Below are 25,171 nucleotides of genomic sequence, written 5' to 3'. Positions count from 1 at the left end.
AAGTCTGGCACGATTGCACGTGAAGGGCTTGCGGGGCTGGACACACCCCGCTTACGCGCATTGTGCTTTTCTGAGGCGACATGTCCCCACTCATTGACCGTCATGGACGTACCAAGCGCAAGCTGCGGATATCGTTGACCGACCGCTGCAACTTCCGCTGTACGTACTGCATGCCCGAGCATCCGGACTGGCTGCCGAAAGCCAGCCTGCTGGCGCGCGACGAGATCGTGCGCCTGGCCGGCCTGTTCGTCGACCACGGCATCGATCAGATCCGCCTGACCGGTGGCGAGCCCCTGCTCCGTCGCGACCTGCTGGAGTGCGTGCGCGATATCGGCGCGCTTCGCGAGCGCGGCCTGCGTCGCCTGTCGATGACCACCAACGCGTCGCGCATCGCACCGAAAGCTCGTGAACTGGTCGCTGCCGGCATCGACGACTTCAACGTCAGCCTGGATGCCATCGATCCGGATACGTTCCGCCGACTCACCCTGCGCGAGGTCGCTCCGGTACTCGACGGCATCGATGCGCTCGTCGCCGCCGGCGCCAACGTGAAGCTCAACGCCGTGGTCATCCGTGGCGACAACGAGAAGGACGTCGTGCCCCTGCTGGAATGGGCGATGGCCCGAAATCTTCCCCTGCGCTACATCGAGTACATGCCCCTGGACGCCCCGGGTCACTGGAAGCGTGACGCCGTGGTGTCCGAGGCCGAGATGCTGGCCGCGATACGCGAGCGCCACGAGGTCGTCGGCCAGCCCAGGGGACACGATCCCGCCACGCCCTATCTCATCGACGGGTATTACCCGCTGGGCATCATCTCCACGGTGTCCAATCCTTTCTGTTCCACCTGCGACCGCCTGCGCCTCACCGCGACGGGCGAACTCTTTACCTGTCTGTTCTCGCCGATGGGCACGCCACTGGGCGCACGCCTGCGCGAAGGCATCGACGACGACGTGCTTGCCGAACAGGTGCGTCGCGCGGTCTGGCTGAAGGATGCCGGTTACGCCTCGCGCCCAGGTCCGGTGGACAGGCCGTTGACCATGCATGCGATGGGCGGATGAGCCCCTTCCCGGATACGCCATGAAATCGATCGTTTTCGAACTCTTTGCCACCCTCGAGCGGCTGGCGGGCAGCGCCACCTGTCGGGTCGACGCGCCCGACGGGACGCACACCGTCGCCGATGCCCTCGCCGTGCTGGCGCTTGCGCGTCCCGAACTGGCCGCATCCCTGGAGCGTTGCGCCTGCGTGTCGGGCGACACCATCGTACGCCGCGCCGATCCGGTGCCCGCCGACGGGCATATCGCCCTGCTGCCGCCCGTGGCCGGAGGTTGAGCATGGAACGTGTGGTGCTTTCCCACGAGGCGGTAACCGTGGAGCCCCTGCTCGAACTGGATGCGCACCCCGAATGCGGTGGCCTGGCGTTGTTCGTCGGCACGGTGCGCGATCACCATGAAGGGCGTTCGGTGCGGCACCTCAAGTACACGGCTCACGAGCCGCTCGCGGCCAAGATCGTTCGTGAGGTGGAGGCCACCACGCGCGAAAGGTTCGGGGTGCCTTACGTCCGCATCGTGCATCGACTCGGCGACCTGTCGATCGGCGACATCGCCATCGTCTGCGTCGTCCGCGCGCCGCATCGGGCGGAAGCGTTCGACGCGTGCAGGTATGCCGTCGACGCTGTGAAGCACGGTGCGCCGATCTGGAAAGAAGAGTTCTATACCGACGGCAGCAGTGCTTTCGTCGAGGGATGTTGCATTCGCGACGACCTCGATGAGACCCCGACGCCTTCGCATCGCCACCATTCGCATACGAGCCACGGATGAAAGACGTCAGCCAGAAGCCGGATTCCCTGCGTGTCGCCCGCGCCACCGCCACGCTCCACGCACCGGCCCACTGCATCGAGCTGCTGCGCAGCGGCGATACCGAGAAGGGTGACCCTCTGAAGACGGCACGCGTCGCCGGCATCCTTGCCGCGAAGCGTACCGACGAACTCATTCCGCTCTGCCATCCCCTGCCTATCCATCGCGCCGAGGTGACCTACGAGCTCGCCCAGACCTCCGTGCGCGTCATCGCGGAAGTGCAGACGATCGGTCCTACGGGCGTGGAGATGGAAGCACTGACCGCGGCCAGCCTGGCCGCGCTCACGCTCTACGACATGCTCAAGCCGTATGCCGAACCGGACGAGTTGCACATCGAAGACTGTCGTCTCGAGCGGAAGACCGGGGGCAAGTCGCACTACAAGCGGCAGCTGTCGGTGCCGCGCAGCGCCGCTGTCGTGGTGCTGTCCGACACCGTCGCCAGCGGGGCCAAGCCGGACACCGCGGGTGCCTGGGTGCGCGACGCCCTGATCGCGGCCAACTTCGGCCCGGTCGAGTACGCGGTGATCGCCGACGATGCGGCCATCCTGGGCGACCTGCTGGGATCCCTGATCGACGCCGGGACCGCCATCATCGTCACCGTCGGGGGGACGGGTCTGGGCCCACGAGACATCACCGTGGACACGGTCAAGCCCATGCTCGAGGTGGAAATTCCCGGGATCATGGAAGCCGCGCGCGCTTTCGGGCAGCAGCGCATGCCGTTCGCCATGCTCTCGCGTGGCGTGGCAGGCTACGTTCGCGACAGCTTATTGGTGACCTTTCCTGGCAGCCGCGGTGGCGCGGGCGAATCCCTTGCGGCCACCCTGCCGGGTCTGATCCATCTTCTGGAAACCGGTCGTGCGGGTGCGCGCCACCCCGGCGGTTACGGCGAGGCGACCTGAATGGACTTGCTGCCCTTGCGGGAGACCTTCGACCTCTACCGGAAATGGGTCGGGCCGTTGCCCACCCATCGTCTGTCGGTGGAGCTCGCGCTCGGTGCCGTGCTGGCCGAGGCCCCCGCCGCGCGCATCGCGCTGCCCCGGTTCACCCAGAGTGCGGTGGACGGCTACGCGGTACGTAGCGCGGACGGCCAGGCGCCGCGCTCACTCATCGGCACGGCGGCGGCCGGCGAGCCGGCGAATGTCGTCGTCGGCCCAGGACAGGCGGTGCGCATCCTGACCGGAGGCTTGGTTCCCGCGGGCGCGGATGCCGTAGCGCGACAGGAGATCGTCGAGCGCACCGGAACGGGTATCGTGCTTACCCACGCCGTGCGGACCGGTGAAGCCATCCGTTACGAAGGCGAGGAGCTCGCCGCGGGCAGCATCATCGCGTACCCCGGGCAACGGGTGACCTCCGGTCTGGTGGCGGCCTTGGCGATGGCCGGCATCGACACGGTCGAGGTCCGCCGTCGGCCCCGCGTTGCCGTGCTCGTCACCGGCGACGAAGTACTGCGCGCGGGCGAGCAGCTCGCACCGGGCATGGTCTACGACGCGAACGGCCCCTTGCTGCGCGCGTGGTTTGTCGAACAGGGATACGGCGAGCCGGTCGTAGCCTACGTGCGGGACGACGCGACGGCGCTCGAAGAGGCCCTGAGCGCGGCGCTCGACAGTGCCGACCTCATCGTCACCAGCGGTGGCGTGTCCGTCGGCGATCGCGACTTCGTGCCCTCCGTCGCCGATGGTCTGGGCGTGCGCAAGGTGTTCTGGAAGGTCGCGCAAAAGCCCGGCAAGCCGTTGTGGTTTGGCATGCGCGAGGGCAAGGTTTTGCTGGGCATGCCGGGCAACCCGGCTGCCGTGTTGGTGTGTCTGGCGGTCCACGCTCGTGCGGTGCTTGGACGCCTGGAAGGCGAAACCACCGACCAGCCTGCCTGGAAGCAGGGGATCCTTGCGGCGTCCGTGGATGCCGATGCGGAGCGCGATCGTCTGGTTCGCATGCGGCTGGACCTGGGCGACGGAAGCGCGCGATTGCACATCCTTCCCCATCAGGATTCGCACATGTTGAGTAATGTCGCCTCGGCGCATGCGCTGGTCTGGTTGCCGGCCCGCGAGAGCGGCTTCGAAGCCGGCGAGCGGGCAAGCTGGATAGCCATCTGAGCCGTCGGTCCCGGTGGCGCTGCCCGCCATGATGGTATTCGGCAGCATTCCGCCTGATCCCTTGATCGACCGCGCTTTGGTCCGTGCGCGCTCGGCGGCGCCTACAACGTTAGTGGTGTAGACAAACGCATTCGGCGGGAGTGAACTCGCTTTGAGTTTCAACGCCGCTCCGACGGAAAGCGGGATCAACGTCATCCTCAAGGAACAACCATGTCAAGGAATGACACGGGAACGCCTCTGCCGAAAGTGCCGGGCAACGCATGAACGGCACAGCGGACATGGAAGTCACCCCTCCCTCGCTACCGAAAGGCGGCGGGGCAATCCAGAGCATTGGCCATGGATGGGGTGCGGTCGGCACGTCCGGGGCGTCGTCGCTGGGTATACCGCTGCCGATCTCGCCAGGGCGTGGATTCGCGCCCGCGCTTGCACTGTCCTACAGCAGTCTCGGCGGCCGCACGGACTTCGGCCAGGGCTGGAGCTTGTCCCTCCCTGCGATAAGCGTACGAAGCAGCCACGGGGTGCCGCAGTATGGCAAGGACGCGCAGGGCCGGGCGATCGCGCAGGAGTACGTGACACCCGACGGCGACCTCCTGCTGCTCGAACTGGACGCCGCCGGCAATCCGGTTGGAAGGGAGACGCGAACCTTTCGGGGCATGGACCTGGGTGGCGACTACCACGTGGACCGGTACGTCGCGCGCGTGGCGGGTAGTGGCACGCGCTATGAGCGCTGGGTCGGCGGAATCGATGACGATACCGCCTTCTGGCTCGTCCATGCCGGCGACGGAACGCTTCATCTGTATGGCAGGACCTCGCGTACGGAGCACGTGCACGTGGAAGGCGGCTCACAGGTCCGCTGGGTCGCCGAATGGTTGCTGGAAGAGTCGGTGGCTGCCAATGGCGAGCACGTGTACTACGAATATCAGGCCGAGGATGGTGCGGGCTTGGACGACGACGCGCTGCCGAGTGGCTGGCGCAATCGCGACCGCCAATGCAGGCGGTACCTGCGACGGGTACGTTTCGGCAACCACGCCCCGGTGTCCGATAACGACGCAAAGGCGGTGCTGGTGCCGTTCCTGTTGCAGCCGGACCCCGGCACACGGAAGTGGCACTTCGATCTCATCTTCGACTACGGCGCGCGCGACACCGCGCTTGCCGCGACGCCTGCTTACGACGTTCCCGTCGGCACGGACTGGCCGTTGCGCCCGGATCCGGTGGCGCATTACCGCTATGGCTTCGAAGTGCGTACCTTGCGGCTCTGCCGCCAGGTACTGATGTTCCACGCGTTCCCCGAACTGGGCGGCGAACCCGTCCTCGTCCGGCGCACCCTGTTCGAATACGACGCGCAAACCACCGGCTCGCAACTGGTCGCTGTCCACGACATCGGCTATGGCGAGGCCGGGCCGGAATACGGTCCGCCGCGGGATTTCGACTACCACCGGTTCGCCTTGCCTGCGATGAACCAGGAAGCGCCATTCGTCCCGTTCGTGCCCTTCGAGCCGGATTCGCCCGATGCCGGAATGCGCTTTCCCGGACTGAACGATGGCAGGCAATACCAGATGGTGGACCTGTTCGGCGAGGGCATCCCCGGCGTGTTGAGCCGTGACGAGAGCGGATGGTGGTATCGGCGGCCCATACGCAAGGTGCAGGCGGGCAGCGGGCGCGACGATATCGCCTACGCGCCCTGGCAGTCGCTGGGTCAGGTACCGACGGTGGATCTGCGTTCACCGACGCGCCAGTTCCTGACCGACCTGACGGGTGACGGACGCCTCGACTGGGTGGTCGCGCAGCCGGGCATGGCCGGTTTCTTCAGCCTCGATCCCTCCCAGGCATGGGGGCGGTTCACGCCCTATGCGGCCTTTCCTTCCGAGTTCTTCCATCCGCAGGCACAACTGGCCGATCTGGTGGGCGCGGGTCTCTCCGATCTCGTCCTAATCGGCACACGCAGCGTTCGTCTCTACGGCAACCTGCGTGCCGATGCCGGCGAGCCGTCGCACCGTGGGTTCAGCGATCCGGTCACGGTGGCACATGCCGAGGCCAACGCGCTCCCCGTGCTGGGCGACGGTCGTTTCGAAGTGGTTGCCTTCAGCGATGTCCTCGGTAGCGGCCAACAGCACCTACTGCGTGTTCGACACGATGAAATCAGCTGCTTTCCCAACCTCGGCCGAGGGCGCTTCGGCGCACGTATCAAGCTGGCGGATCTGCCCTTCGCACGCGAGAGCTTCAACCCGGCGCATGTGCGACTCGCCGATCTCGACGGTTCGGGCGCCACCGATTTGCTTTATTTCCAGGGACGCACGGTTCAGGTTTTCATGAACCAGAGTGGTCACGGCTTTGCGCCCGGTGTCGTGCTTACCTTGCCCAAGGCGATGTCATACGACGCCATCACCGAACTGAGCGTTGCGGATCTTCAAGGCCTGGGATGCTCAAGCCTCGTCGCCACCGTCCAGCGTACGGCGCTGGAAAGCGATGATCCGGCCGGCCTGCGACCGGTGCACTGGCGCTGCGATTTCGTCGACGGGGCGAAGCCCTATCTTCTGTGTCGCACAGACAACAACATGGGCGTGGAAGGCAGCGTCGAGTACCGGTCTTCCGCACAGGAATGGCTCGATGAAAAGCAGGAATACACCGATCCGCCATCGGCCGTATGTCGCTTGCCGTTCCCCGTCCACGTCGTCGCGCGGCAGACACAGATCGACCAGATCACCGGCAATCGTCTGACCCAGTCGTTCCAGTATCGCGGTGGGTACTACGATGGCGTCGAGCGGGAGTTTCGCGGATTCGCCAGGTTGTGCCAGACCGATACCGAGTCGCCGGCCGACGGCGATACGCCGGATGAGGGGTTCATCGCGCCGGTGCAGACCCGCACATGGTTCCACGTGGGCGCGGCGCTGGACCCGGAACGTGACGGAACGTATGCCGGCGACCCGTATGCGCAGCAACATCCCCTCGGGCCGACGTTACGCAGCACGACGGTCTCCGCGACAGGCGTGGATGGACTCGTGGCGCGGTGGGACGACGATGCCGGCCTGCACGCCGATACGGAGCGCGATGCCGGACGCGCGCTGGCCGGGATGAGCTGGCGCAGCGAAGTATGGCGGGTGGCCGTTTCCCCGGCCGAGTTGCCGCAGACACCGTATTCCGTTACCGAAACGCGGTATCTGTTACGGCGCCTGTCGCCGCGTACGACAAGTCAGCGTCACGCACGCCTGCTTCCGCTCGTGGTCGAACGGCGAGCGTTCAACTACGACGAGCAACAGGGCGATCCACGCTGCGAACACGCGTTCGGCCTGCGCTGGGACCGGCATGGCCACGCCATGCAATCGGCGAGCATCGTCTATGCCCGTCGCGCGGATGCCAGTCCGCCCTTTGTCGATGACGGAAGCGAAGACCATGGACACTTCGTGCGTTGGTGGAACGACGCGCACGATACGGCGCAAGAGCACTATTACCTGAGTGAGTCGCTCAGCGCGGCGATCCATCTCGATGGCGGCCTCGGCCCTGACTACTGGCGACTGCACCTACCGTGTCGGAGCCGTGGCCATGCATGGTCCCTGCACCGGACAGACGATGCCGTGACACCGCAAGATCTCGGCTACGAGGCCTTGCGCGGCGCGTCGTCGTTGTTCGTCACGCATGCAAGCAAGCGCATCCTTACCGGGCAGGCGCTGTTGCGTTACCAGGACTGCGCTGACGATGCCGCGGATTTCAAGGCGTTGCCGGCGTTCACCGAGAGTGCCGAACTCGACGAGCAGGCGTTGCAGGCCTATATTCCGCCTGGCGAGACCGTGAGCAAACTCGGGGCCACGCCCGCCCAGATAGCCGAAAAGCTAGGCGATGCCGGTTACGTGGCGATAGGTCACTGGGATCCCGTTACCGGGGCGAGTCCGGTCCCTTCGCCGCCGGACCTTTGGGCGATCCAACGCGGCTTTGCCACCTTTGCCGGGCTGTCCGGGTTCTATCGAATGACGGCCTTAAAGCCGGTGCGTGGCGCCGGCGAATCTACCTTCGAGTACGACACCGACTATTGCGTGACACGTGCCGTGACCGCGCCGGACGGGTGCAAGACCCAGGTGGTGGCCGTGGACTACCGGTTCCTGGCGCCGTCACGCATCGACGATCCCAACCAGAACTCGCAGGAAGCGTGCTACGACGGACTGGGGCGCGTCGTCGCCAGTACGTTCTGGGGCACGGAAGCCGAGATCGGTGCCGGTGGTGTGGTGGGACTGCCCAAAGCCGTCGGCTTTGCGCACATCGACCGTTTCGTCCGCACTTACACGTTGCCGGACGAGGCTATCGGAAACCCCGATGGCGCACTTCAGGGTGTCGCCCAGGCGTTCTTCCATGACGCATTCAGTGGCATGCGGGTGGATCCGGCATTGGTGGCCCGTGTGCCGCCGGGTCTCGTGGGCGAGATGCTCTGGTCCATACAGGGACAGACGGTACGCTTCCTGCGCGCGGTCGGGCGCTGGCGCCTGGCCGATCCGGCGCGTTTCGTCGGATTGCCGGACGATGTGCGCCGGGATCTTCTCGCGTCGCCGCGTCAACCGGTGCACAGCGCCACGCTGTACGCGGATCGCTATCCGTCGGATCCCGACCGGCAGATTCGTATCGCGGTGAGCGCTTACGACGGCTTCGGTCGCGTGCTGCAAGCCAAGCAGAAAGTACCGGACGGTGAAGCGTACGTCGTGGAGAACGGCGTCCTGGTGCTCGATGAGCAGGGGCAGCCGTCGCGCGACATCACCTCGACCCGTTGGCGGGTGACCGAGCGCGTCGAGTACAACAATAAGGGGCTGGCGGTGCGCGTCTATCGCCCTTACTTCGCCAATACGCACGAGCACATCCGGGACGAGTCGTTCCGCCAGTTCGGCTATTGCGACCGATACTTCTACGACCCGCTCGGGCGCCCTCTCCGGATCGTCACGCCGCGCGAGGAACGCGTGGAGGATTCGCCGCGGCGAAGCTTAAAGCGCGGGCCTCGCCCGGCTGCCGCCACATGGATAGTGAGGTGGTACATGAAACGCTGGACCTACTATCCCTGGTACGTGGTCGCGGAAGACGAGAACGACACGGCACTCGAGATGGCGACGACATGACGACTCACCTGTCCTCGTTGCACGCGCGTACGCCGACCCTCACGGTGACCGATCCGCGTGGCCTGCCGGTGCGGACGGTGGCGTATCACCGCCGGCAGCAGGGCGACACGGTCGAAGCGCACGTCGATCGCCAGTCGTACGATGCGCGAGGTCGCTTGTGCGCACAGTGGGACGCGCGCCTGTGGGCGGATGGCGGGGAGGCAGGCGAGCCGAACCAGTCGACGCGGCATGGGCTATCGGGCCAATCGCTGCGCGCGACGAGCGTGGACGCGGGCTGGCGCATTGCGCTGTTCGACGATGCGGGGCAGGTCCGTGAAGGTTGGGATGGACGAGGCACGCATCGGCGGACCGATTATGACGAGCAACAGCGTCCGCTGAGCACGGTCGAACAGCTGTCTGCCGAAGCGCCGTCTTGCGTGGAGCGATTTACCTACGGTGCCAAGGATGAGGGTGCGACCAACCGCTGCGGCCGGATGGTCCGCCACGACGACCCGGCCGGCAGCCGCGATGTCGGCGCCTATGGGTTGTCCGGCGGGGCGCTGGCGGTGACGCAGCGCTTCCTTGCCGCGTTGACCGCACCGGACTGGCCGGTCGTCCTCGCCGATCGCGATGCGCTGCTGGAAACCGACGCGCAGGGCGCGACGGTGAGCTATACGACCGCCTGGCTCTACGACGCGCAAGGCGCCGCGTGGCGACAGATCGACGCCGCCGGCCATACGCGGCGCGGGTCCGTCGATGTGGCGGGGAGCCCCTTGCAGGTGGACTTCCAGCCGTCCGGGGCGACGGCCGTGACCGTGGTGTCCGCGATGGCGTACGACGCGTTCGGCCGGGCGATCAGCGAGACGGCCGGTAACGGTGTGGAAACCCGCAGCACCTGGTCGGCGGTGGACGGGCGCCTGCAGCAACGGCAGGTGGCACGGACGGGAAAGCTGCTGCAGGACATCGATTACACCTGCGACCCGGTCGGTAACATCACGCGGATCGAAGACCGTGCCCAACCGACCGCCTGGTTCGATGGCGCGCAGGTCGACCCGGTGAGCAACTACAGCTATGACACGTTGTACCGGCTGATCGCGGCGACCGGCCGGGAGAGCGTGCAGGCGGCGATCGGCCCGGCCCTGCCGGGGTTGGTCCTGCCCGGTGGCGGCGATGGCAGCCGGCGGCGCATGTACACGCAAACCTACTTGTACGACGCCGCCGGCAACCTGCGCACGCTCAGCCATACGGGCAGCGACCAGACGCAGTACACGCGGACGATGGCGGTGGCCGCCCGCAGCAATCGCAGCCTGTACCAGCCGGCGGGGGCGCCACCGCCGGACTTCGTCGGGGGCTTCGACGCCAACGGCAACCAGCAGCTATTGGATGGTCCGACGATGCACTGGAACGCACGCGACCAGTTGCAACGTGTGACCCAGGTGGTGCGTGCGGCGGCGAACGATGAGGAAACCTATGTGTACGGTGGCGGTGGCATGCGCCAGCGGAAGGTACGCACGGTACAGGCACGGGCGGTGACCCACGTGGACGAAGTGCGCTACCTGCCGGGTCTGGAACTGCACCGGAACACGGCGACGGGCGAGGTGTGGGAGGTAGCGAGCCTTGCGGCCGGCCGTGGCGCGCTGCGTTGGCTGCACTGGCAAGCGAACGGGGGCGCAGCGCTACCGCCGCCGCAATGGCGCTACAGCATCGACGACCACCTGGGTTCGAGCTCCTTGGAGCTGGACGTGGCTGCCGAGGTGATCAGCCACGAAGGGTATTACCCTTTCGGTGGCACGGCGTGGTGGGCGGCGCGCAGCGAGATCGAGGCGAGCCGGAAGACAACCCGTTACTCGGGCAAGGAGCGTGACGCCAGCGGGCTGTATTACTACGGTTACCGCTACTACGCGCCATGGTTGTGCCGCTGGATCAGTCCCGATCCGGCCGGGGATATCGACGGACTCAACCGCTTTTCGATGGTGGCAAATCGACCGGTCACCCTGTTCGATGCCGATGGCACCGTCGGGGAGGACCGCAACTTGCTGGATGCTCTCGATCTGGCGGCACCTTTGGAAAGGCTGGTGCCGTTGGAGCTGCAGATACAGCGGGATATCCGGAAGAGGCTCCGGGCTGATCCGCGGGACCTGGCGCCTTTGGATCTCAACCGCAACGTCAATCCCGTGTATCGAACAGGCGTGGGTGCCTTTGGGGGCTGGGCCAGCTTCTCGGCGATCACGCGGGAAATCATCCAGCAAGCTACCGACAACAAGCATGAGGCCAAAGGACCAAGGAAGGCCGAACTCAACAAACTCACGGCGCATGCGGGTTACTACGTCCACGCGACGAAGACCTTGCATGCCGGCTTTGTCAACTTGCCGGCCTCGCTGGCAAAGAAGAACACGTTCGAAGGCGTCGAACTCCTGGGCAACATCCAGTTCAAGGCCACCACGACCGACGCGCTCGTGGATTCGATCTCCCGGGCCTACGAGGGGGCAGGCGCGCACTACGCCGCCATGAAAATCATAAGCAGTGCACGTGCTCGCGAAGCACCCAATCCCCTGCACGAGGACATCCGGTTCACGCTGCGGGGGCATATCGATCGAACCACCCAGCTGAGCGGCGCGATGAACGCGCGCAACGGCGTTCCGGGCATGCACGCGGAAGTGCAGGCTTACAACCACGCGCGCCACGCCGGGTTGGGTCCCGGTGACTACACGATCTACACGCAGAAGCTCGATAAGAACATCACAGAGCCCACAGACTTCGTTGCCTGCTACAACTGCACGTCTTTGATACCGCCAACCGTGCCCGTGTACACAGAGCGCGGTAACGGATGGCCGACCAAGTGGTGGACGCTGGGAGCGAAGCACCATGAGGCCGCCGGACATTAGTCGCCGTACGTAAGGGCGTCGCCGCGGACGGCGACGCCCCGGAGGCGACTTACCAGGCCTTCACGTCCGTCACCACGACCGTGTAGTCGGACATGTCCGCCGAGTAGCGGAACAGGCGGCCGAGGTCGAAATCGACGCTCTTGCCCGGTTCGATGTTGGAGGTGCCGGCCGGCCAGCCCTGCTTGCTCGCGATGACCTTACCGCTCGAATCCTTGGCGTCGATGCGGATCTGCGCGGCGGCGGCTTCGGGGCATTTGTTGACGAGATTGCCCTTCATGCTGAAACGCGGCTGGCCCGAGCCCTGCTGCACCTTCACGGCGAAGCCGTCGATGGTGAAGTCCTTGGCGGCGCAGGCGGCCTGGGCGGACAACGGAGCAGCGAGGAACAGCGCGGCGGCGATGGCGATCTTCTTCATGGGTGTTACCTGTCGTCGATAGGGAAAGGCTCGCACTACGGGAGGGCGCGTAACCTTCGTATCGGCAGGTTCAATTCCGACTTTAGGCCGGATTTACTCAGGCGTTCAGACGGCCGCGGCGAACAGGTCGCCCATCGGCCCGGCTTCGGGCTCGAACCACCGTTTGACGGGCGCAAAACTTCGCCGGTGAGCCGCGCAGGGGCCGAGGCGACCCAGGGCCTCCAGATGCTCCGGAACGCCATAACCCTTGTGTTTCGCGAACCCGTAACCGGGATGCTCGGCGTCGAGGGCATGCATGTGGCGGTCGCGGCTGACCTTGGCCAGGATGGAGGCGGCGCTGATCGCCGGCTCGGTGGCGTCGCCGCCGATCACCGCGCGGGCTTCGCAGGGCAGGGTGCGCGGCAGCCGGTTGCCGTCGATGAGGGCCATCTGTGGCGCCAGGGAGAGGCTCATCAGCGAGCGGGTCATGCCGACCATCGTCGCCTGGAAAATGTTGATCCGGTCGATCTCCTCGCGCTCGACGAAGATGACCGACCAGGCCAGTGCCCGCTCGACGATGCGGCCGTAGAGCTTCTCGCGAACATCTTCGGCGAGCTGTTTGGAATCGTTGAGGCCACGGATGGGGCGGCCCGGATCGAGGATCACCGCGGCGATGACGACGGGACCGGCAAGTGGACCGCGGCCGGCCTCGTCCACGCCGGCGACGATCAGGTCGCGGCCGAGCTGGCTGCTGACATTCCGCTTGCGAGGCATGGGCGCGGCCTAGGCCGGCCGCCCGTCGCCCGGCAAGGCGGGGGCGGCGATCAGGTCGGCGATGGCCTCGGCGGCATGGTCGGCTGCCCGGCCCTCGAGGCCGCCGCGAAGCTCCTGGTGCAGGTATTCGAACGCGGCCACCACGGCACCGCGACGCTCGCTGTCGCCGAGCAGCGCCAGGGTGGCATCGGCCAGGTTCTCCGCCGTGCAGTCGTCCTGCATGAATTCCGGCACCAGCAAGCGACGGCCGAGGCCACAGGCGCGGGCGAGGATATTGGGCAGGCTGTACACATCGGTCTTGAGCATTCGCAGCGCCTTGGCAATACGATAGCTGGTCGGCGACACGCGGTAGCCGACCACCATCGGGCGCTTCGCCAGCATCGCCTCGAGCGTGGCCGTGCCCGAGGCCAACAAGACCACATCGGCGGCGAGCATCACTTCATGGGCATGACCGTCGGTAAGCAGCGGCGGCAGCCCGGGAAAATCCGCCAGCAAGATCTTCAGGCGCGCATGGACGCGCTCGTTCGCGGCGGGGACGACGATGCGCAGCGCGGGCATGGCGGCCGCCACCCGCTTGGCCGCGGCAATGAAGATCGCGCCGATCCGATCGATCTCGCTCGGGCGGCTACCGGGCAGTACGGCCAGCACGGGTGCGTCGTGGGGCAGGCCGAGCGTGTCGCGCGGCGTCGCCCGGTCGGACACCATCGGAAAGCGGTCGGCGAGCGGATGGCCGACGAAACGTGCGTCGATGCCATGCTTCGCATAGATCGGCGGTTCCATCGGGAAGAGGCAGAGGACGCGATCGGCGGACTGGCCGATCTTCTCCGCACGCTTCTCGCGCCAGGCCCAGACCGAGGGGCTGACGTAATGGACCGTGCGCAAGCCGGCGGTCTTGAGCTTGCGCTCGACCCCGAGGTTGAAGTCGGGTGCGTCGATGCCGACAGTGATATCCGGGCGCGTGGCCATCAGCTTGTCGAGCAGGCCCCTGCGCAGCCGAAGCAGGCGCGGGAGGTGTTTGACGACCTCGGCAAAGCCCATGACGGACAGCTCGCGTATGTCGTACCAGGAGGCGAAACCCCGGGCCATCATGCGGGGACCGCCGATGCCGACGAAGCGCGCGTCGGGAAAGCGTTGGCGCAGGGCCTCGATGAGGTCCGCGCCGAGTTGGTCGCCGGAGTCCTCGCCTGCGATCAGGGCGATCGTGGGCGAGGTCGGAGCGGGCGTCGTCGGCTGCATGACGTCAGCGGGCGAGCGAGCGCTCGCTGCGGTCGAGGAACTCGAGCATGTGACGCACGTCCTCGCTGGTTTCGGCCTGGGCGAGCAGTTGTTCGCGGGCCTCGGCAAGCGGGAGGCCGGCCATGTACAGCGTGCGGTAAGCGCGCTTGATGGCGGCTATGCGCGCGGTATCGAAGCCGCGCCGCTTGAGGCCCTCGCTGTTGATGCCGCGCGGACGTCCGCGTGTTTCGTTGGCCATCATCACGAAAGGCGGCACGTCGGAACCGACCAGGCAGCCCATGCCGATGAAGGCGTGGGCGCCGACCTTGCAGAACTGGTGCACGCCGGAATAGCCCGACAGGATCGTCCAGTCGCCGATCTCGGCATGCCCGGCAAGCGCCGAGTAGTTGGAGAAGACCACGTGGTTGCCGACCTGGCAGTCATGCGCGATGTGCACGTAGGCGAGCAGCCAGTTGTCGTTGCCGATCCGTGTGATACCGCCGCCGTCGCCGGTCCCGCGATTGATCGTGACGAATTCGCGGATGAGGTTGCGATCGCCGATGACGACTTCGGTGCGCTCACCCTGCCACTTCTTGTCCTGCGGCGGTCCACCGATGGAGGCGAACTGGGAGATGCGGTTGTCGCGGCCGATGACGGTCGGTCCTTCGATCACCACGTGCGGACCGACAGTCGTGCCCTCGCCGATGACGACATCCGCGCCGATGACGCTGAAGGCGCCAACGCTGACGTTATCCGCGAGGCGCGCGGACGGATCGATCTGCGCGGTGGGATGAATCATTTATCGTTCCTCGCGGCGCACATCAATTCGCAGCAGGCCACGGTCTTGCCGTCCACCAGGGCCCGTGCCTCGAACAGGCCCATGCCGCGCAGGAGGCGCTTGAGCGATACCTCCAGGCGCAACTGGTCGCCCGGCGCGACGACGGCGGTGAAACGGGCGTTGTCGACCTTGACCAGGTAGAACAGCGGGCTGCCGCCCTGGCCTTCGATCTGGCTGGTGAGCTGGGTGAGCAGGCCGGCGGTCTGGGCCATGGCTTCGACGATCAACACGCCCGGCATCACCGGATGCCCGGGGAAGTGGCCCTGGAAGAACGGCTCGTTGATCGTGACGTTCTTGATCGCTGCGATGCTCTTGCCCGGAACGAGTTCGATCACCCGGTCGACCAGCAGGAACGGGTAACGGTGCGGGAGCAGCCGCTGGATATGCTCTACATCCACCGGAAGCGTCACGGCAGCGTTCGTATCGGTCATTGCCCTTTATCCTTTTCCAGCGCCGATAGGCGGCGCGCGTACTCGTCGAGATGTTTGAAGCGCGCCGCATTGCGCCGCCACTGGCGGTTTTCCTGCAACGGTGTGCCGGATGAGTATTCGCCCGGCTCCCTGATCGATGCGGTGACCAGGCTTTTCGCGGTGATGGTAACCCGGTCGGCCAGTTCGAGGTGGCCGAGGACACCGGCGTTGCCGCCGATCAGGCAGTAACGGCCGATTTTCGCGCTTCCGGCGACCGCGGAACAGCCCGCCATCGCCGTATGGGCGCCGATATGCACGTTGTGCGCGATCTGGATCTGGTTGTCCAGGCGGACATCCTCCTCGAGCACGGTATCGTCGAGTGCACCACGATCGATGGTGGTGTTGGCGCCAATCTCGCAATCGTCGCCGATGCGAACGCCCCCCAGCTGGGGGAGCTTGACCCAGTGATCGCGGTCGAAGGCGAGGCCGAAGCCGTCCGAGCCGATGACCGCGCCCGGATGGACCAGGACGCGCTTGCCCAGGGTCACGCGGATCACCAGGGTCACCCGGCCGACCAGGCGCGAGTTCGCACCGACGACGCAGCCCGGTCCGATCGCGCAGTGCGGCCCAAGGATGGCGCCTTCCTCGATCACGGCCCCTTCGTCGACGACACAGCAGGGCCCGACGCTTGCCGTGGGGTGCACGCGGGCGGAAGGCGAGACCACGGCGCTGGCATGGATGCCACGCGGCGCGGCGGCGACGCGCTCGAAGAGCGCGGCGATTTTCGCGTACGCGACGTACGGGTCCTTGGCGACGAGGGCGGCGCCCTTGCGCAAGGGCAGCGCCTCCGCGGCCAGGACAACGATGCCAGCCTGCGATTCGGTCAGCTGCGAGGTGTACTTCGGATTCGACAGGAAGGTGAACTGGGAGGCCGTGGCAGCCGACAGCGTGCCGACGCCGTCGACGACCGTGGCGGGATCGCCATGCGCTTCGAGGCCGAAGCGTTCGGCCAGCTCGGCCAGGGTGTACTGCGGATTTCCGCTCACGGAGCACTCCATAAAAAAGGGGTGGTGGGCCGGAGCCGCACCACCCCTCGATTCTAGCTTCTCGCAGGCCTTACAGCTGGCTGCCGAACGTGAACTGGATACGCTCGACGAACCGGCCGTCGTCGGACTGCTTACGGAACGGCACCGCGAAGTTGATGATCAGCGGGCCGATCGGCGCCTGCCACTGCAGCGACAGACCGGTCGAAGCGCGCAATTCGCTGGCCTTGAACGTCGAGTAGGACGAGTAGACGTTGCCGACGTCGACGAACCAGGACACGCGGGCGGTGTTGATATCCTTCAGGAACGGCAGCGGCAGGAACATCTGCGCCGTGCCGAGGGTCTTGAAGGCGCCACCGACCGGCTGGCCGTAGCTGTAGTAGCCGGTGCAGTTGCCGTTCTTGTCGGGCTTCGCATTCAGGCTGGTGCCGTCGCAGAGGCGGGGACCCAGGGTGTTGTCCTGGAAGCCGCGGACGTCGCGCACACCACCGGCGTAGTAGTTCTCCCAGAACGGGAACGCTACCTTGTCGCCCTTCGAGTAGATCTTGATCGGGTTGTTCGGATCCTGCGGGTTGTACGCGTAACCATCGTTGTCGTACTTCTGGCCGTAGGTCTTGCCGTAGCCGACCTGGCCATCCAGATAGAGCACGAAGCCCTTGCCGATCGGCCAGTAGTGGTTGGCTTCGCCGAAGATCTTGTAGTACTGCACGGTGGAGCCGGGCAGCGCGCCATCGACCGACAGCGTCAGCTGACCGCCACGGGTCGGCGCCCAGTAGCTGTTGCGCGTGTCGTGGGTGAAGCCGAGGCTCGAGGTCCACGAATGGATCGTCTTGTTACCGACGGCGTTCTGGTACGCCACCAGCTGACCCGGCGTGTACAGCGAGGTATTGATCAGGTTGGAGCTGACGCCGAGGCTGGTGGACAGCGAATCGAAGTCGGAGATCGGGATCGACAGCGTCGTCTGGAAGGACTTGGTGCTGTACGTGTAGTTGGCCAGGTCGGTGTCGCCGTAATCGAGCTTGCTGTAGCCGACGTTGTAGCCGATCTGAACGCCCGAATCGGTGAGGTACGGATTGGTGTAGCTCGCGTTGATGCGCTTGTAATACGTACTGGTTTCCGCGCCGACGGAGAAGCGATCGCCCGTACCGAGGAAGTTGTTCTGCGAGACCGAGGCCGACAGGATGATGCCCGAGTACTGCGAGTAGCCGACGCCGAACATCAGCGAGCCGGCGGACTGTTCTTCCACCTTCGCGGTCAGGTCGACCTGGTCGACCGTGCCCGGGACGAGGGCCTTGTCGATGTCGACGGTCTTGAAGTAGCCAAGGCGCTGCAGGCGGGTCTTCGATCGATCGATCGCGCCCTGCGAGTACCAGGCGCCTTCGAGCTGGCGCATTTCGCGGCGGAGGACCTCGTCTTCCGTACGGGTGTTGCCCTGGAAGACCACACGGCGCACGTAAACGCGCTTGCCTGGCTCGATGAAGAGCGTGAGGTCGGCCGTGCGCTTGTCCTTGTCCAGCTTCGGCACCGGCGTCACCTTGGCGAAGGCGTAGCCGATGTTGGCGAGGATGGCCTTGATCGCGTCGGTGCTGGCTTCGATGGCCGCACGGTTGAAGGTATCGCCCTTGTGGATGTACACCAGCTTGCGCAGGGTGTCTTCCGGCAGGATGAGTTCACCGAGCAGCTTGACGTCGGAGACGGTGTAGACCTCGCCTTCCTTCACGCTGGCGTCGATGTACATCGCACGCTTGTCCGGGCTGATCGCCACCTGCGTGGAGTCGACGCCGAAATCGGCGTAGCCACGGTTCATGTAGTAATTGCTGAGCTTTTCCAGATCGCCGGAGAGCTTTTCGCGCGAGTACTGGTCGTCCTTGGAGTACCAGGACAGCCAGTTGGACGTATTCGATTCGAAGCCTTCGCGGATGGCCTTGTCGGTGAAGGCCTTGTTGCCGACGACGTTGATCTCCTTGATCTTCGCCGCCTTGCCTTCGCGGATTTCGATGTCGATGGCCACGCGGTTGCGGTCCAGCGGCGTGACGTGCGGGATGACCGACACGTTGTACTTGCCGCGGTTGTAATACTGGCGGATGAGTTCCTGCTGGACGCGGTCGAGGGAGAGGCGGTCGAAGGTTTCACCCTCGGACAGACCGATCTCCTTCAGGCCCTTGCGCAGGTCGTCTTCCTTGATGTCCTTGTTGCCGCGCAGGGTGAGCTTGGCGATGGCCGGACGCTCGGTGACCTTGATCACCAGGATGTCGCCCTGGCGTTCGATTTCGACGTCACTGAAGAATTTCGTCTGGTACAGGGCGCGAATCGCGGCCTGGGCTTTCTCGTCGCTCAGGGTCTCGCCCTTCTCGATCGGCAGATAGCTCAGCACCGTGCCCTGGGCAATGCGGGTGAGACCGTCGATTCGGATATCGGAGACGACGAACGGCTCAAAAGCAAGCGCATTGGCGGACAGGGAGGCGAGCAGGATCAGGGCGGCGATACGCTTCATCGTCGATTCCGTTGAGTTAAGACCAGAAGCCGGCGGACGAGGCCGGCGACCGAATAGGAGCACGCGCAGGGCTCATGCCCGGCGTCGTCTGGCCATGGGCGCGCGAGCGCCCACAGCCGGGGTAATACGGATGCCTCGTCACGAGACGATCATTCGCTGGATGTCGTTGAAGAACGCCAGCCCCATCAGCGTGAAGAGCAGGGCGAGCCCTACGTACTGGCCGGCGATCATGCTGCGTTCGCTGACCGGGCTGCCTTTGACCAACTCGATAAGGTAATACAGCAGGTGTCCACCGTCCAAGACCGGGATCGGCAGCAGGTTGAGAATGGCCAGGCTGAGCGACACCAGGCCAAGGAAGTTCAGGAACCACCCCAGGCCACGGTTGGCCGAATCGTTGGCGACCTGGGCGATACCGATCACGCCCGAGAGGTTCTTGGTCGAAGCCTGCCCGGAAAGCATCTTGCCGATCAGGTTGAAGGTCGAGACGGTCCCATTCCAGGTGGTCTGCAGCGATTCGCCGAAGGCGCGCACGGGGCCATAGCGCAGCGTCGCGGTCTCCGGGGCGCGGGCACCGATACCGATCATCCAGCGGGCGGCCTGGCCGCGCTCGGATTTCATCCGCGCGGTGATGTCGAGGGTCTGCGTCTTGCCGTCACGTTCGATGACTACCGCGAGCTTCGGCGAGATCGCCGCCTGCTCCGGCACCAGCTTGGTGAAGGCGTCGAAGTCCGCCACCGGCTTGCCGTTGACGCTGACGATGCGATCGCCGGAGCGAATCCCGGCCAGGGCGGCGGGGTCGCCGGGCATGACGTCGCCGACGAAGGGCGTCGTCTGCAGGGTCAGGCCGAGCTGGGTGAATTTCTTGCCGATGTCGCCTTCGGCAGTGAGCTTCTGCAGCGGCAGGACCACATCGCGCTGGCTGCCGTCGGTGCCCTTCACATGCACCGGCATCGGTTCGTTGCCGAGCAGGCCGTTGGCGAGCACGTCGAAGGCGTCGCTGCCGGTGGTCACCGGTTCGCCATTCATGCTGACCAGGCGGTCGCCGGGGCGGATGCCTGCCTGGGCGGCGATGGTGTCCGGTGCCGCGTTCACGATGGGCGCCACGTCGGGCTTGCCGATCATGTACATCGCCCAGAACGCGGCGACGGTAAAAATGAGGTTGAACGCCGGACCGGCGGCGACGATGGCGATCCGTTGCCAGACCGACTTGCCGGTGAATTCCTGGTCGCGCTCGGCCGGGTCGACCTCGCCCTCGCGGGCATCGAGCATCTTCACATAGCCGCCAAGCGGAATGGCGGCCACCTGGTATTCGGTGCCGTCCTTTGCGACGCGCCGCCACAGCGGGCGACCAAAGCCGACCGAGAAGCGCAGGACGCGGACGCCGCAGCGGCGCGCGACCCAGTAATGGCCGAATTCGTGGAAGGTCACCAGCACGCCGAGCGTGACCAGCAGCCAGAACACGGAACCTAGGAAGGGGCTCATCGGAAAGAGAGGGTCTCGAAAAAAGTCGTTGGGTAAAGCGAGTTTAGCAGTAAGCGCGGTGCAGCACGTTCCGCGCCGACCGCCTGGCGGCAGCGTCGCGTTCTACAAGGGTCTGGACATCGACCACGGGTTCGGCCGGCAGTTCCTCAAGAACGCGTTCGACAAGTTCGGCAATGCCCAGGAAGGGGAGCGTACCGGCAAGGAACGCGTCGACGGCGATCTCGTTGGCGGCGTTCAGGATGGTCGTCGCGTCGCCGCCCGCACGGAGCGCCTGGAAGGCCAGGGCGAGGCAACGGAAGGTGTCCAGGTCGGGCGTCTCGAAGTCCAGGCGGGCGTGGGCGGCGAGATCGAGCGGGGCGACGCCTGCGTGGATCCGCTCCGGCCAGGCCAGGGCGCAGGAAATCGCGGTGCGCATGTCGGGGTTGCCCAGCTGGGCCAGCATCGATCCGTCGACGTAGTCGACCATCGAGTGCACCAGGCTCTGAGGATGGACGACGACCTCGATGCAGTCGACCGGTGCGGCGAACAGATGGTGCGCCTCGATGACTTCCAGGCCCTTGTTCATCAGCGTGGCCGAGTCGACCGAGATCTTCCTGCCCATCGACCACTTCGGGTGGGCGCAGGCTTCGTCGGGGGTGATCGCGCCGAGATCGGCGCGCGTTCGGCCCCGGAACGGCCCGCCGGAGGCGGTCAGCACGAGGCGGCGGACACCGGCCCTGGCCAGCTCCGGGCGTCCCCCGGGCAGGCACTGGAAGATGGCGTTGTGTTCGGAATCGACCGGAATGAGGTCGCCGCCGCCCTGGCGCAGGGCCTCGAGCAGGAGGGCGCCGCCCATGACGATGGATTCCTTGTTGGCCAGCAGCAGGCGCTTGCCGGCCCGCGCCGCGGCAAAGGTCGAGTCGAGCCCCGCGGCGCCGACGATGGCGGCGACCACGGTGTCGCAGAGCGGGCCGGCGGCTGCGGCGGCGACGGCGTCGGCGCCCGAGGCAATGTCACAGCGAACGCCCGAGGCCGCAAGGCGGCGGGCGAGGTCGGCCTCCATGCCAGGGTCGGCGATGATCGCCAGGTCGGGGCGGAAGCGCTCGCACAGGACGGCCAGGGCCTCGCTGCCGCGGTTGGCCACGAGCACGCTGGCGCGGAAACGATCCGGGTGGCGGGCGATGACATCGAGCGTGCTGCCACCGATCGAACCGGTGGCGCCGAGAACCGCGACCTGGCGGATAGCCATGATTACAGGCCCAGCAGCAGTTTGCCGGCCGCGAAGATGGGCAGGGCGGCGAAGACGCTGTCGAGACGGTCGAGCAGGCCACCGTGACCGGGGAAGAGGGTGCCCGAGTCCTTTACGGCCGCGTGGCGCTTCATCAGGCTTTCGAACAGGTCGCCGACCACCGCGAAGCCCACGGTGATCAGGCCGAGTACGGCCAGGCCGAGCAGCTGCGTGGTCCCGCGGACGCCGATCAGGTAGGCGCCGAGCACGGTGATCGCCGAGCCGGCGACGAGCGCACCGTAGACCCCGGCCCAGGTCTTCCCTGGACTGATGCGCGGAGCCAGCTTGCGGCGCCCGAAATAGCGACCACTGAAATAGGCGCCCGTGTCGGCGAACCAGACGATCACCAGGCCGAGCAGGGTCCACCAGTGGCCGTGGTCGCTGGAATGCATCGACATGGCCGCGGCGAGCGTCGGCACGATGACCAGGGCGCCCGCGCCGAGCTTGAGCATGCGGTTTTCGGCATTGGGCGCGGCGGCGAAGGTGAAGTTGCGCAGCCAGAAGCAGCAGCCGATCCACCAGGCCACGCCGGCGAGGGTGAGGGCGGTGAGCAGGCCGGGCGTCCAGACGAGCAGCAGGGCGAGCAGCATCGCGGCGGCGATAGCGGCGACGATGCCACGGCCGATCGGGGTGCGGCTGCCGGCGAGCTGGCTCCATTCCCACGCGGCGCCGACGAAGACGATGGCGACGAGCGCGGCGAAGAAGCCGGTCGGGGGCAGGAGAATCAGCGCCAGGACGACCGGAATGAGGACGGCGGCGGTGAGGATGCGTTGCTTGAGCATGAGTTTCCGGCGTTAACCCGTGGCGATCTGCTCGCCGGTGCGGCCAAAGCGGCGCTCGCGGCGGGCATAGTCGTCGACGGCCTCGGCGAGGCAGGCCTGGTCGACGTCGGGCCACAGGGTGTCGGTGAAGTAGAGCTCGGCGTAGGCAAGCTGCCAGAGCAGGAAATTGCTGACCCGGTGTTCGCCGCCGGTGCGGATGAACAGGTCCAGCGGCGGTTGGTCGGCGAGGCAGGTGTAATGAGCGAGGCGTGCCTCGTCCAGATCGCCGGCGGCGAATTCACCGCGGGCGATCGCTTCCGCCGCGAGGCGCGCGGCGTTGGCGATGTCCCAGCGGCCACCGTAATTGACGGCGACGTTCATGTTCAGGGCGGCGTTGCCAGCGGTACGATCCATGGCCGCCAGCATGCGCGCGCGCAACTCGGGGGCGAAGGCGGCGAGGTCGCCGACGAAGCGGATACGAACGCCGTTGCCGTCCAGCTCGTCCACTTCCTTGTCCAGCGCCTTGAGGAACAATTCCATCAGCGCCGAAACCTCGGTGGCCGGGCGTTTCCAGTTTTCGCTGGAGAAGGCGAACAGGGTGAGCGACGCGATACCCCGGCGCAGGCAGAACTCGACCGCTTCCTTGACCGCCTTCTGGCCGGCGTGGTGCCCGAACGTGCGGGGGCGCAGCCGCTGCTTCGCCCAGCGGCCGTTACCGTCCATGACGATGGCCAGGTGACGGGGAACCCGGGCGTCGGGCTTCGCTGCCATGGGCGCCTGATCCGATGGCGCGTCAGAGCGCCATCAGCTCCTTTTCCTTTTCCTTGACCACGTCGTCCACTTCCTTCACGTACTTGTCGGTGAGGGCCTGGATGTCGGTGTCGGCGCGCTTCTGGTCGTCTTCCGTGATGGCCTTGTCCTTGAGCAGCTTGGCCACGTGCTGGACGGCATCGCGACGCACATTGCGGATGGCGATCTTGGCGGCCTCGCCTTCCTTCGACACGCTCTTGGCGAGTTCCTTGCGGCGCTCCTCGGTCGGCGGCGGGAAGTTGAGGCGGATGTCCATGCCCATGGTGGTCGGCGTGATGCCGAGGTCGGAGGCCATGATGGCCTTCTCGATCGGGCCGACCATGGCCTTGTCGAACGGCTTCACGGAAAGCGAGCGGGCATCCGGCGTGGACACGTTGGCCACCTGCGCCAGGGGCGTCGTCGTGCCGTAGTAAGGCACGACGATGTTGTCGAGGATGGTCGGATTCGCGCGGCCGGTGCGGATCGTCTTCAGGTCATGCTTGAGCGAGTCGATGCTCTTGCCCATGCGGGTCTGGGCATCGGCTTTGATGTCGTTGATCATGAGCGGGATTCCGGTGGATCAGGTCAGCAAACGAGTATAGCAGCGCAGGCGCCGCGGCCGTGCCGCAGCGCGCCAAGGGCCCGAAACCGGCCAGGCGGGGAGCTCAGCCGGCGTCGACGAGGGTGCCTACCGGCTCGCCCTTCATGATCTTCATGAGGTTGCCCGGCTGGGTCATGTCGTAGATGCGCAGGGGCAGCTTGTTTTCACGGCAGAGGGCGATCGCGGCGGTGTCCATCACCTCGAGGCGGCGCTCGATCACCTGGTTGTAGGTGAGGTGGTCATAGCGCGTGGCGCCCGGGTCGCGCTTCGGGTCGGCCGAATAGATGCCGTCGACCTTGGTGGCCTTGAGCAACAGATCGGCGCCGACTTCCACGGCGCGCAGGGCGGCGGCGGAGTCGGTCGTGAAGAACGGGTTGCCGATGCCGGCGGCGAAGAGGGTGACGCGGCCCTTCTCGAGGTGGCGGATGGCCCGGCGACGGATGAAGTCCTCGCAGACTTCGTTGATCTTGATCGCGCTCATGGTGCGCGCTTCGCCGCCGAGTTTTTCGATGGCGTCCTGCATGGCGAGTGCGTTCATGACGGTGGCGAGCATGCCCATGTGGTCGCCGGTCACGCGATCCATCCCGGCGGCGGCCAGCCCCGCGCCACGGAAGATGTTGCCGCCGCCGATGACGACGCCGATCTGCGCTCCGGCATCGCGCACTTCGAGGATTTCCTTGGCGAGTCCGCCGATCACCTTGGGATCGATGCCGTAGTCCTCCGCTCCCATAAGGGCTTCACCGGAGAGCTTGAGCAGGATGCGGCGGTTCTTCAGCGGGGTGCTCATGGGGAATCTCCAGTTTGTGTGGGGCAAAACGGGCGTAGTTTAACGCGCACGGCGTTGTTACAGCTATGTGAAAACCACTCAAAAAGAAATGTGGGAGCCGATTCATCGGCGATAAGCCAACGGAGCGAAGAAGTCATGACTTTGGTTTCGCTGGCGCGTTGAGAGCGTGCTCGCCTTCGGCCTCGCCTTGGTTCGGCTCGCGTTGCGTCGCAAGAGCCGGCGGGTGCCACCCTCGGGGCCCCGCTTCGGCGACCCACGTCGGAAGGGCCGCGTGCCGCGGCCGTGTACTTATTGCCCTGCGGGCCGGGTCGGGCTCCGACTGGGGGTTTTCGACGCGACTCCTGTCGCGCGAAAACGGCCGGCCATCCCTGGCCGGCCCCCTGCGGGCCTGATCCAGTCGGAGCCCTCGCCTACGCTAA

General features: G+C 66.2%; 20 protein-coding genes. 7 read left to right on the top strand and 13 right to left on the bottom strand.

Annotated elements, in window-relative coordinates; genetic code table 11:
- The first annotated feature begins 80 nt into the window (after positions 1–80).
- From moaA to VM621_RS03895, 7 genes are all read left to right on the top strand, one after another.
- Complete coding sequence (gene moaA / locus VM621_RS03925; protein ID WP_325467688.1) at positions 81–1,055, top strand: GTP 3',8-cyclase MoaA; 975 nt, start codon at positions 81–83, stop codon at positions 1,053–1,055.
- A 19-nt stretch (positions 1,056–1,074) separates the two neighbouring features.
- A complete protein-coding gene (locus VM621_RS03920) occupies positions 1,075–1,326 on the top strand; it encodes a MoaD/ThiS family protein (protein WP_325467687.1) in 252 nt (83 codons plus the stop codon).
- 2 nt (positions 1,327–1,328) lie between these two features.
- Complete coding sequence (locus VM621_RS03915; protein ID WP_325467686.1) at positions 1,329–1,814, top strand: molybdenum cofactor biosynthesis protein MoaE; 486 nt, start codon at positions 1,329–1,331, stop codon at positions 1,812–1,814.
- The gene (moaCB, locus tag VM621_RS03910) at positions 1,811–2,749 is read left to right on the top strand and encodes a bifunctional molybdenum cofactor biosynthesis protein MoaC/MoaB (RefSeq protein WP_325467685.1); all 939 of its coding nucleotides are present in this window, start codon (positions 1,811–1,813) and stop codon (positions 2,747–2,749) included. The genes VM621_RS03915 and moaCB overlap by 4 nt, the downstream gene beginning before the upstream one ends.
- Positions 2,750–3,940, top strand: a complete 1,191-nt coding sequence (locus VM621_RS03905; RefSeq protein ID WP_325467684.1) for a molybdopterin molybdotransferase MoeA — start codon at positions 2,750–2,752, stop codon at positions 3,938–3,940. It abuts the gene before it with no gap.
- Positions 3,941–4,200: 260 nt separating this feature from the next.
- Complete coding sequence (locus VM621_RS03900; protein ID WP_325467683.1) at positions 4,201–9,033, top strand: SpvB/TcaC N-terminal domain-containing protein; 4,833 nt, start codon at positions 4,201–4,203, stop codon at positions 9,031–9,033.
- Positions 9,030–11,897, top strand: a complete 2,868-nt coding sequence (locus VM621_RS03895) for an RHS repeat-associated core domain-containing protein (RefSeq protein WP_325467682.1) — start codon at positions 9,030–9,032, stop codon at positions 11,895–11,897. Before VM621_RS03900 ends, VM621_RS03895 begins: the two co-directional genes overlap by 4 nt.
- Before the next feature lie 49 nt (positions 11,898–11,946).
- Here the strand turns inward: VM621_RS03895 and VM621_RS03890 are convergent, their stop codons facing one another.
- From VM621_RS03890 to pyrH, 13 genes are all read right to left on the bottom strand, one after another.
- On the bottom strand, positions 11,947–12,312 hold the full coding sequence (locus VM621_RS03890) for a hypothetical protein (RefSeq protein WP_325467681.1): 366 nt from the start codon (positions 12,310–12,312) through the stop codon (positions 11,947–11,949).
- Between the two features lie 105 nt (positions 12,313–12,417).
- Positions 12,418–13,065 (bottom strand): ribonuclease HII, encoded by a 648-nt coding sequence (rnhB, locus tag VM621_RS03885; RefSeq protein ID WP_325467680.1) that lies wholly within the window; start codon positions 13,063–13,065, stop codon positions 12,418–12,420.
- Positions 13,066–13,074: 9 nt separating this feature from the next.
- Positions 13,075–14,301 carry a lipid-A-disaccharide synthase gene (gene lpxB / locus VM621_RS03880; protein ID WP_325467679.1) on the bottom strand — a complete coding sequence of 409 codons (1,227 nt, stop codon included), beginning with the start codon at positions 14,299–14,301 and terminating at the stop codon, positions 13,075–13,077.
- 4 nt (positions 14,302–14,305) lie between these two features.
- The gene (gene lpxA / locus VM621_RS03875; RefSeq protein ID WP_325467678.1) at positions 14,306–15,079 is read right to left on the bottom strand and encodes an acyl-ACP--UDP-N-acetylglucosamine O-acyltransferase; all 774 of its coding nucleotides are present in this window, start codon (positions 15,077–15,079) and stop codon (positions 14,306–14,308) included.
- On the bottom strand, positions 15,076–15,549 hold the full coding sequence (gene fabZ, locus VM621_RS03870; protein ID WP_325467677.1) for a 3-hydroxyacyl-ACP dehydratase FabZ: 474 nt from the start codon (positions 15,547–15,549) through the stop codon (positions 15,076–15,078). The genes lpxA and fabZ overlap by 4 nt, the downstream gene beginning before the upstream one ends.
- The gene (lpxD, locus tag VM621_RS03865) at positions 15,546–16,574 is read right to left on the bottom strand and encodes a UDP-3-O-(3-hydroxymyristoyl)glucosamine N-acyltransferase (RefSeq protein WP_414674483.1); all 1,029 of its coding nucleotides are present in this window, start codon (positions 16,572–16,574) and stop codon (positions 15,546–15,548) included. The genes fabZ and lpxD overlap by 4 nt, the downstream gene beginning before the upstream one ends.
- Positions 16,575–16,644: 70 nt before the next feature.
- Positions 16,645–19,065, bottom strand: a complete 2,421-nt coding sequence (gene bamA, locus VM621_RS03860) for an outer membrane protein assembly factor BamA (RefSeq protein WP_325467675.1) — start codon at positions 19,063–19,065, stop codon at positions 16,645–16,647.
- Positions 19,066–19,203: 138 nt separating this feature from the next.
- Complete coding sequence (gene rseP, locus VM621_RS03855) at positions 19,204–20,547, bottom strand: RIP metalloprotease RseP (RefSeq protein WP_325467674.1); 1,344 nt, start codon at positions 20,545–20,547, stop codon at positions 19,204–19,206.
- 43 nt (positions 20,548–20,590) lie between these two features.
- On the bottom strand, positions 20,591–21,769 hold the full coding sequence (locus VM621_RS03850) for a 1-deoxy-D-xylulose-5-phosphate reductoisomerase (protein ID WP_325467694.1): 1,179 nt from the start codon (positions 21,767–21,769) through the stop codon (positions 20,591–20,593).
- Positions 21,770–21,777: 8 nt separating this feature from the next.
- The gene (locus tag VM621_RS03845; RefSeq protein ID WP_325467673.1) at positions 21,778–22,596 is read right to left on the bottom strand and encodes a phosphatidate cytidylyltransferase; all 819 of its coding nucleotides are present in this window, start codon (positions 22,594–22,596) and stop codon (positions 21,778–21,780) included.
- 12 nt (positions 22,597–22,608) lie between these two features.
- Complete coding sequence (uppS, locus tag VM621_RS03840) at positions 22,609–23,346, bottom strand: polyprenyl diphosphate synthase (protein ID WP_325467672.1); 738 nt, start codon at positions 23,344–23,346, stop codon at positions 22,609–22,611.
- 22 nt (positions 23,347–23,368) lie between these two features.
- Entirely contained in the window at positions 23,369–23,926 is a 558-nt protein-coding gene (gene frr, locus VM621_RS03835; protein WP_325467671.1) for a ribosome recycling factor, read from the bottom strand.
- A gap of 103 nt (positions 23,927–24,029) precedes the next feature.
- Complete coding sequence (pyrH, locus tag VM621_RS03830; RefSeq protein ID WP_325467670.1) at positions 24,030–24,752, bottom strand: UMP kinase; 723 nt, start codon at positions 24,750–24,752, stop codon at positions 24,030–24,032.
- Positions 24,753–25,171 lie beyond the last annotated feature (419 nt).

The organism is Luteibacter sp. (genome assembly GCF_035539195.1).
Lineage (GTDB): Bacteria > Pseudomonadota > Gammaproteobacteria > Xanthomonadales > Rhodanobacteraceae > Luteibacter.
The sequence above is the reverse complement of the archived record's forward strand: the minus strand, read 5'-3'. Positions and strand labels throughout refer to the sequence as shown.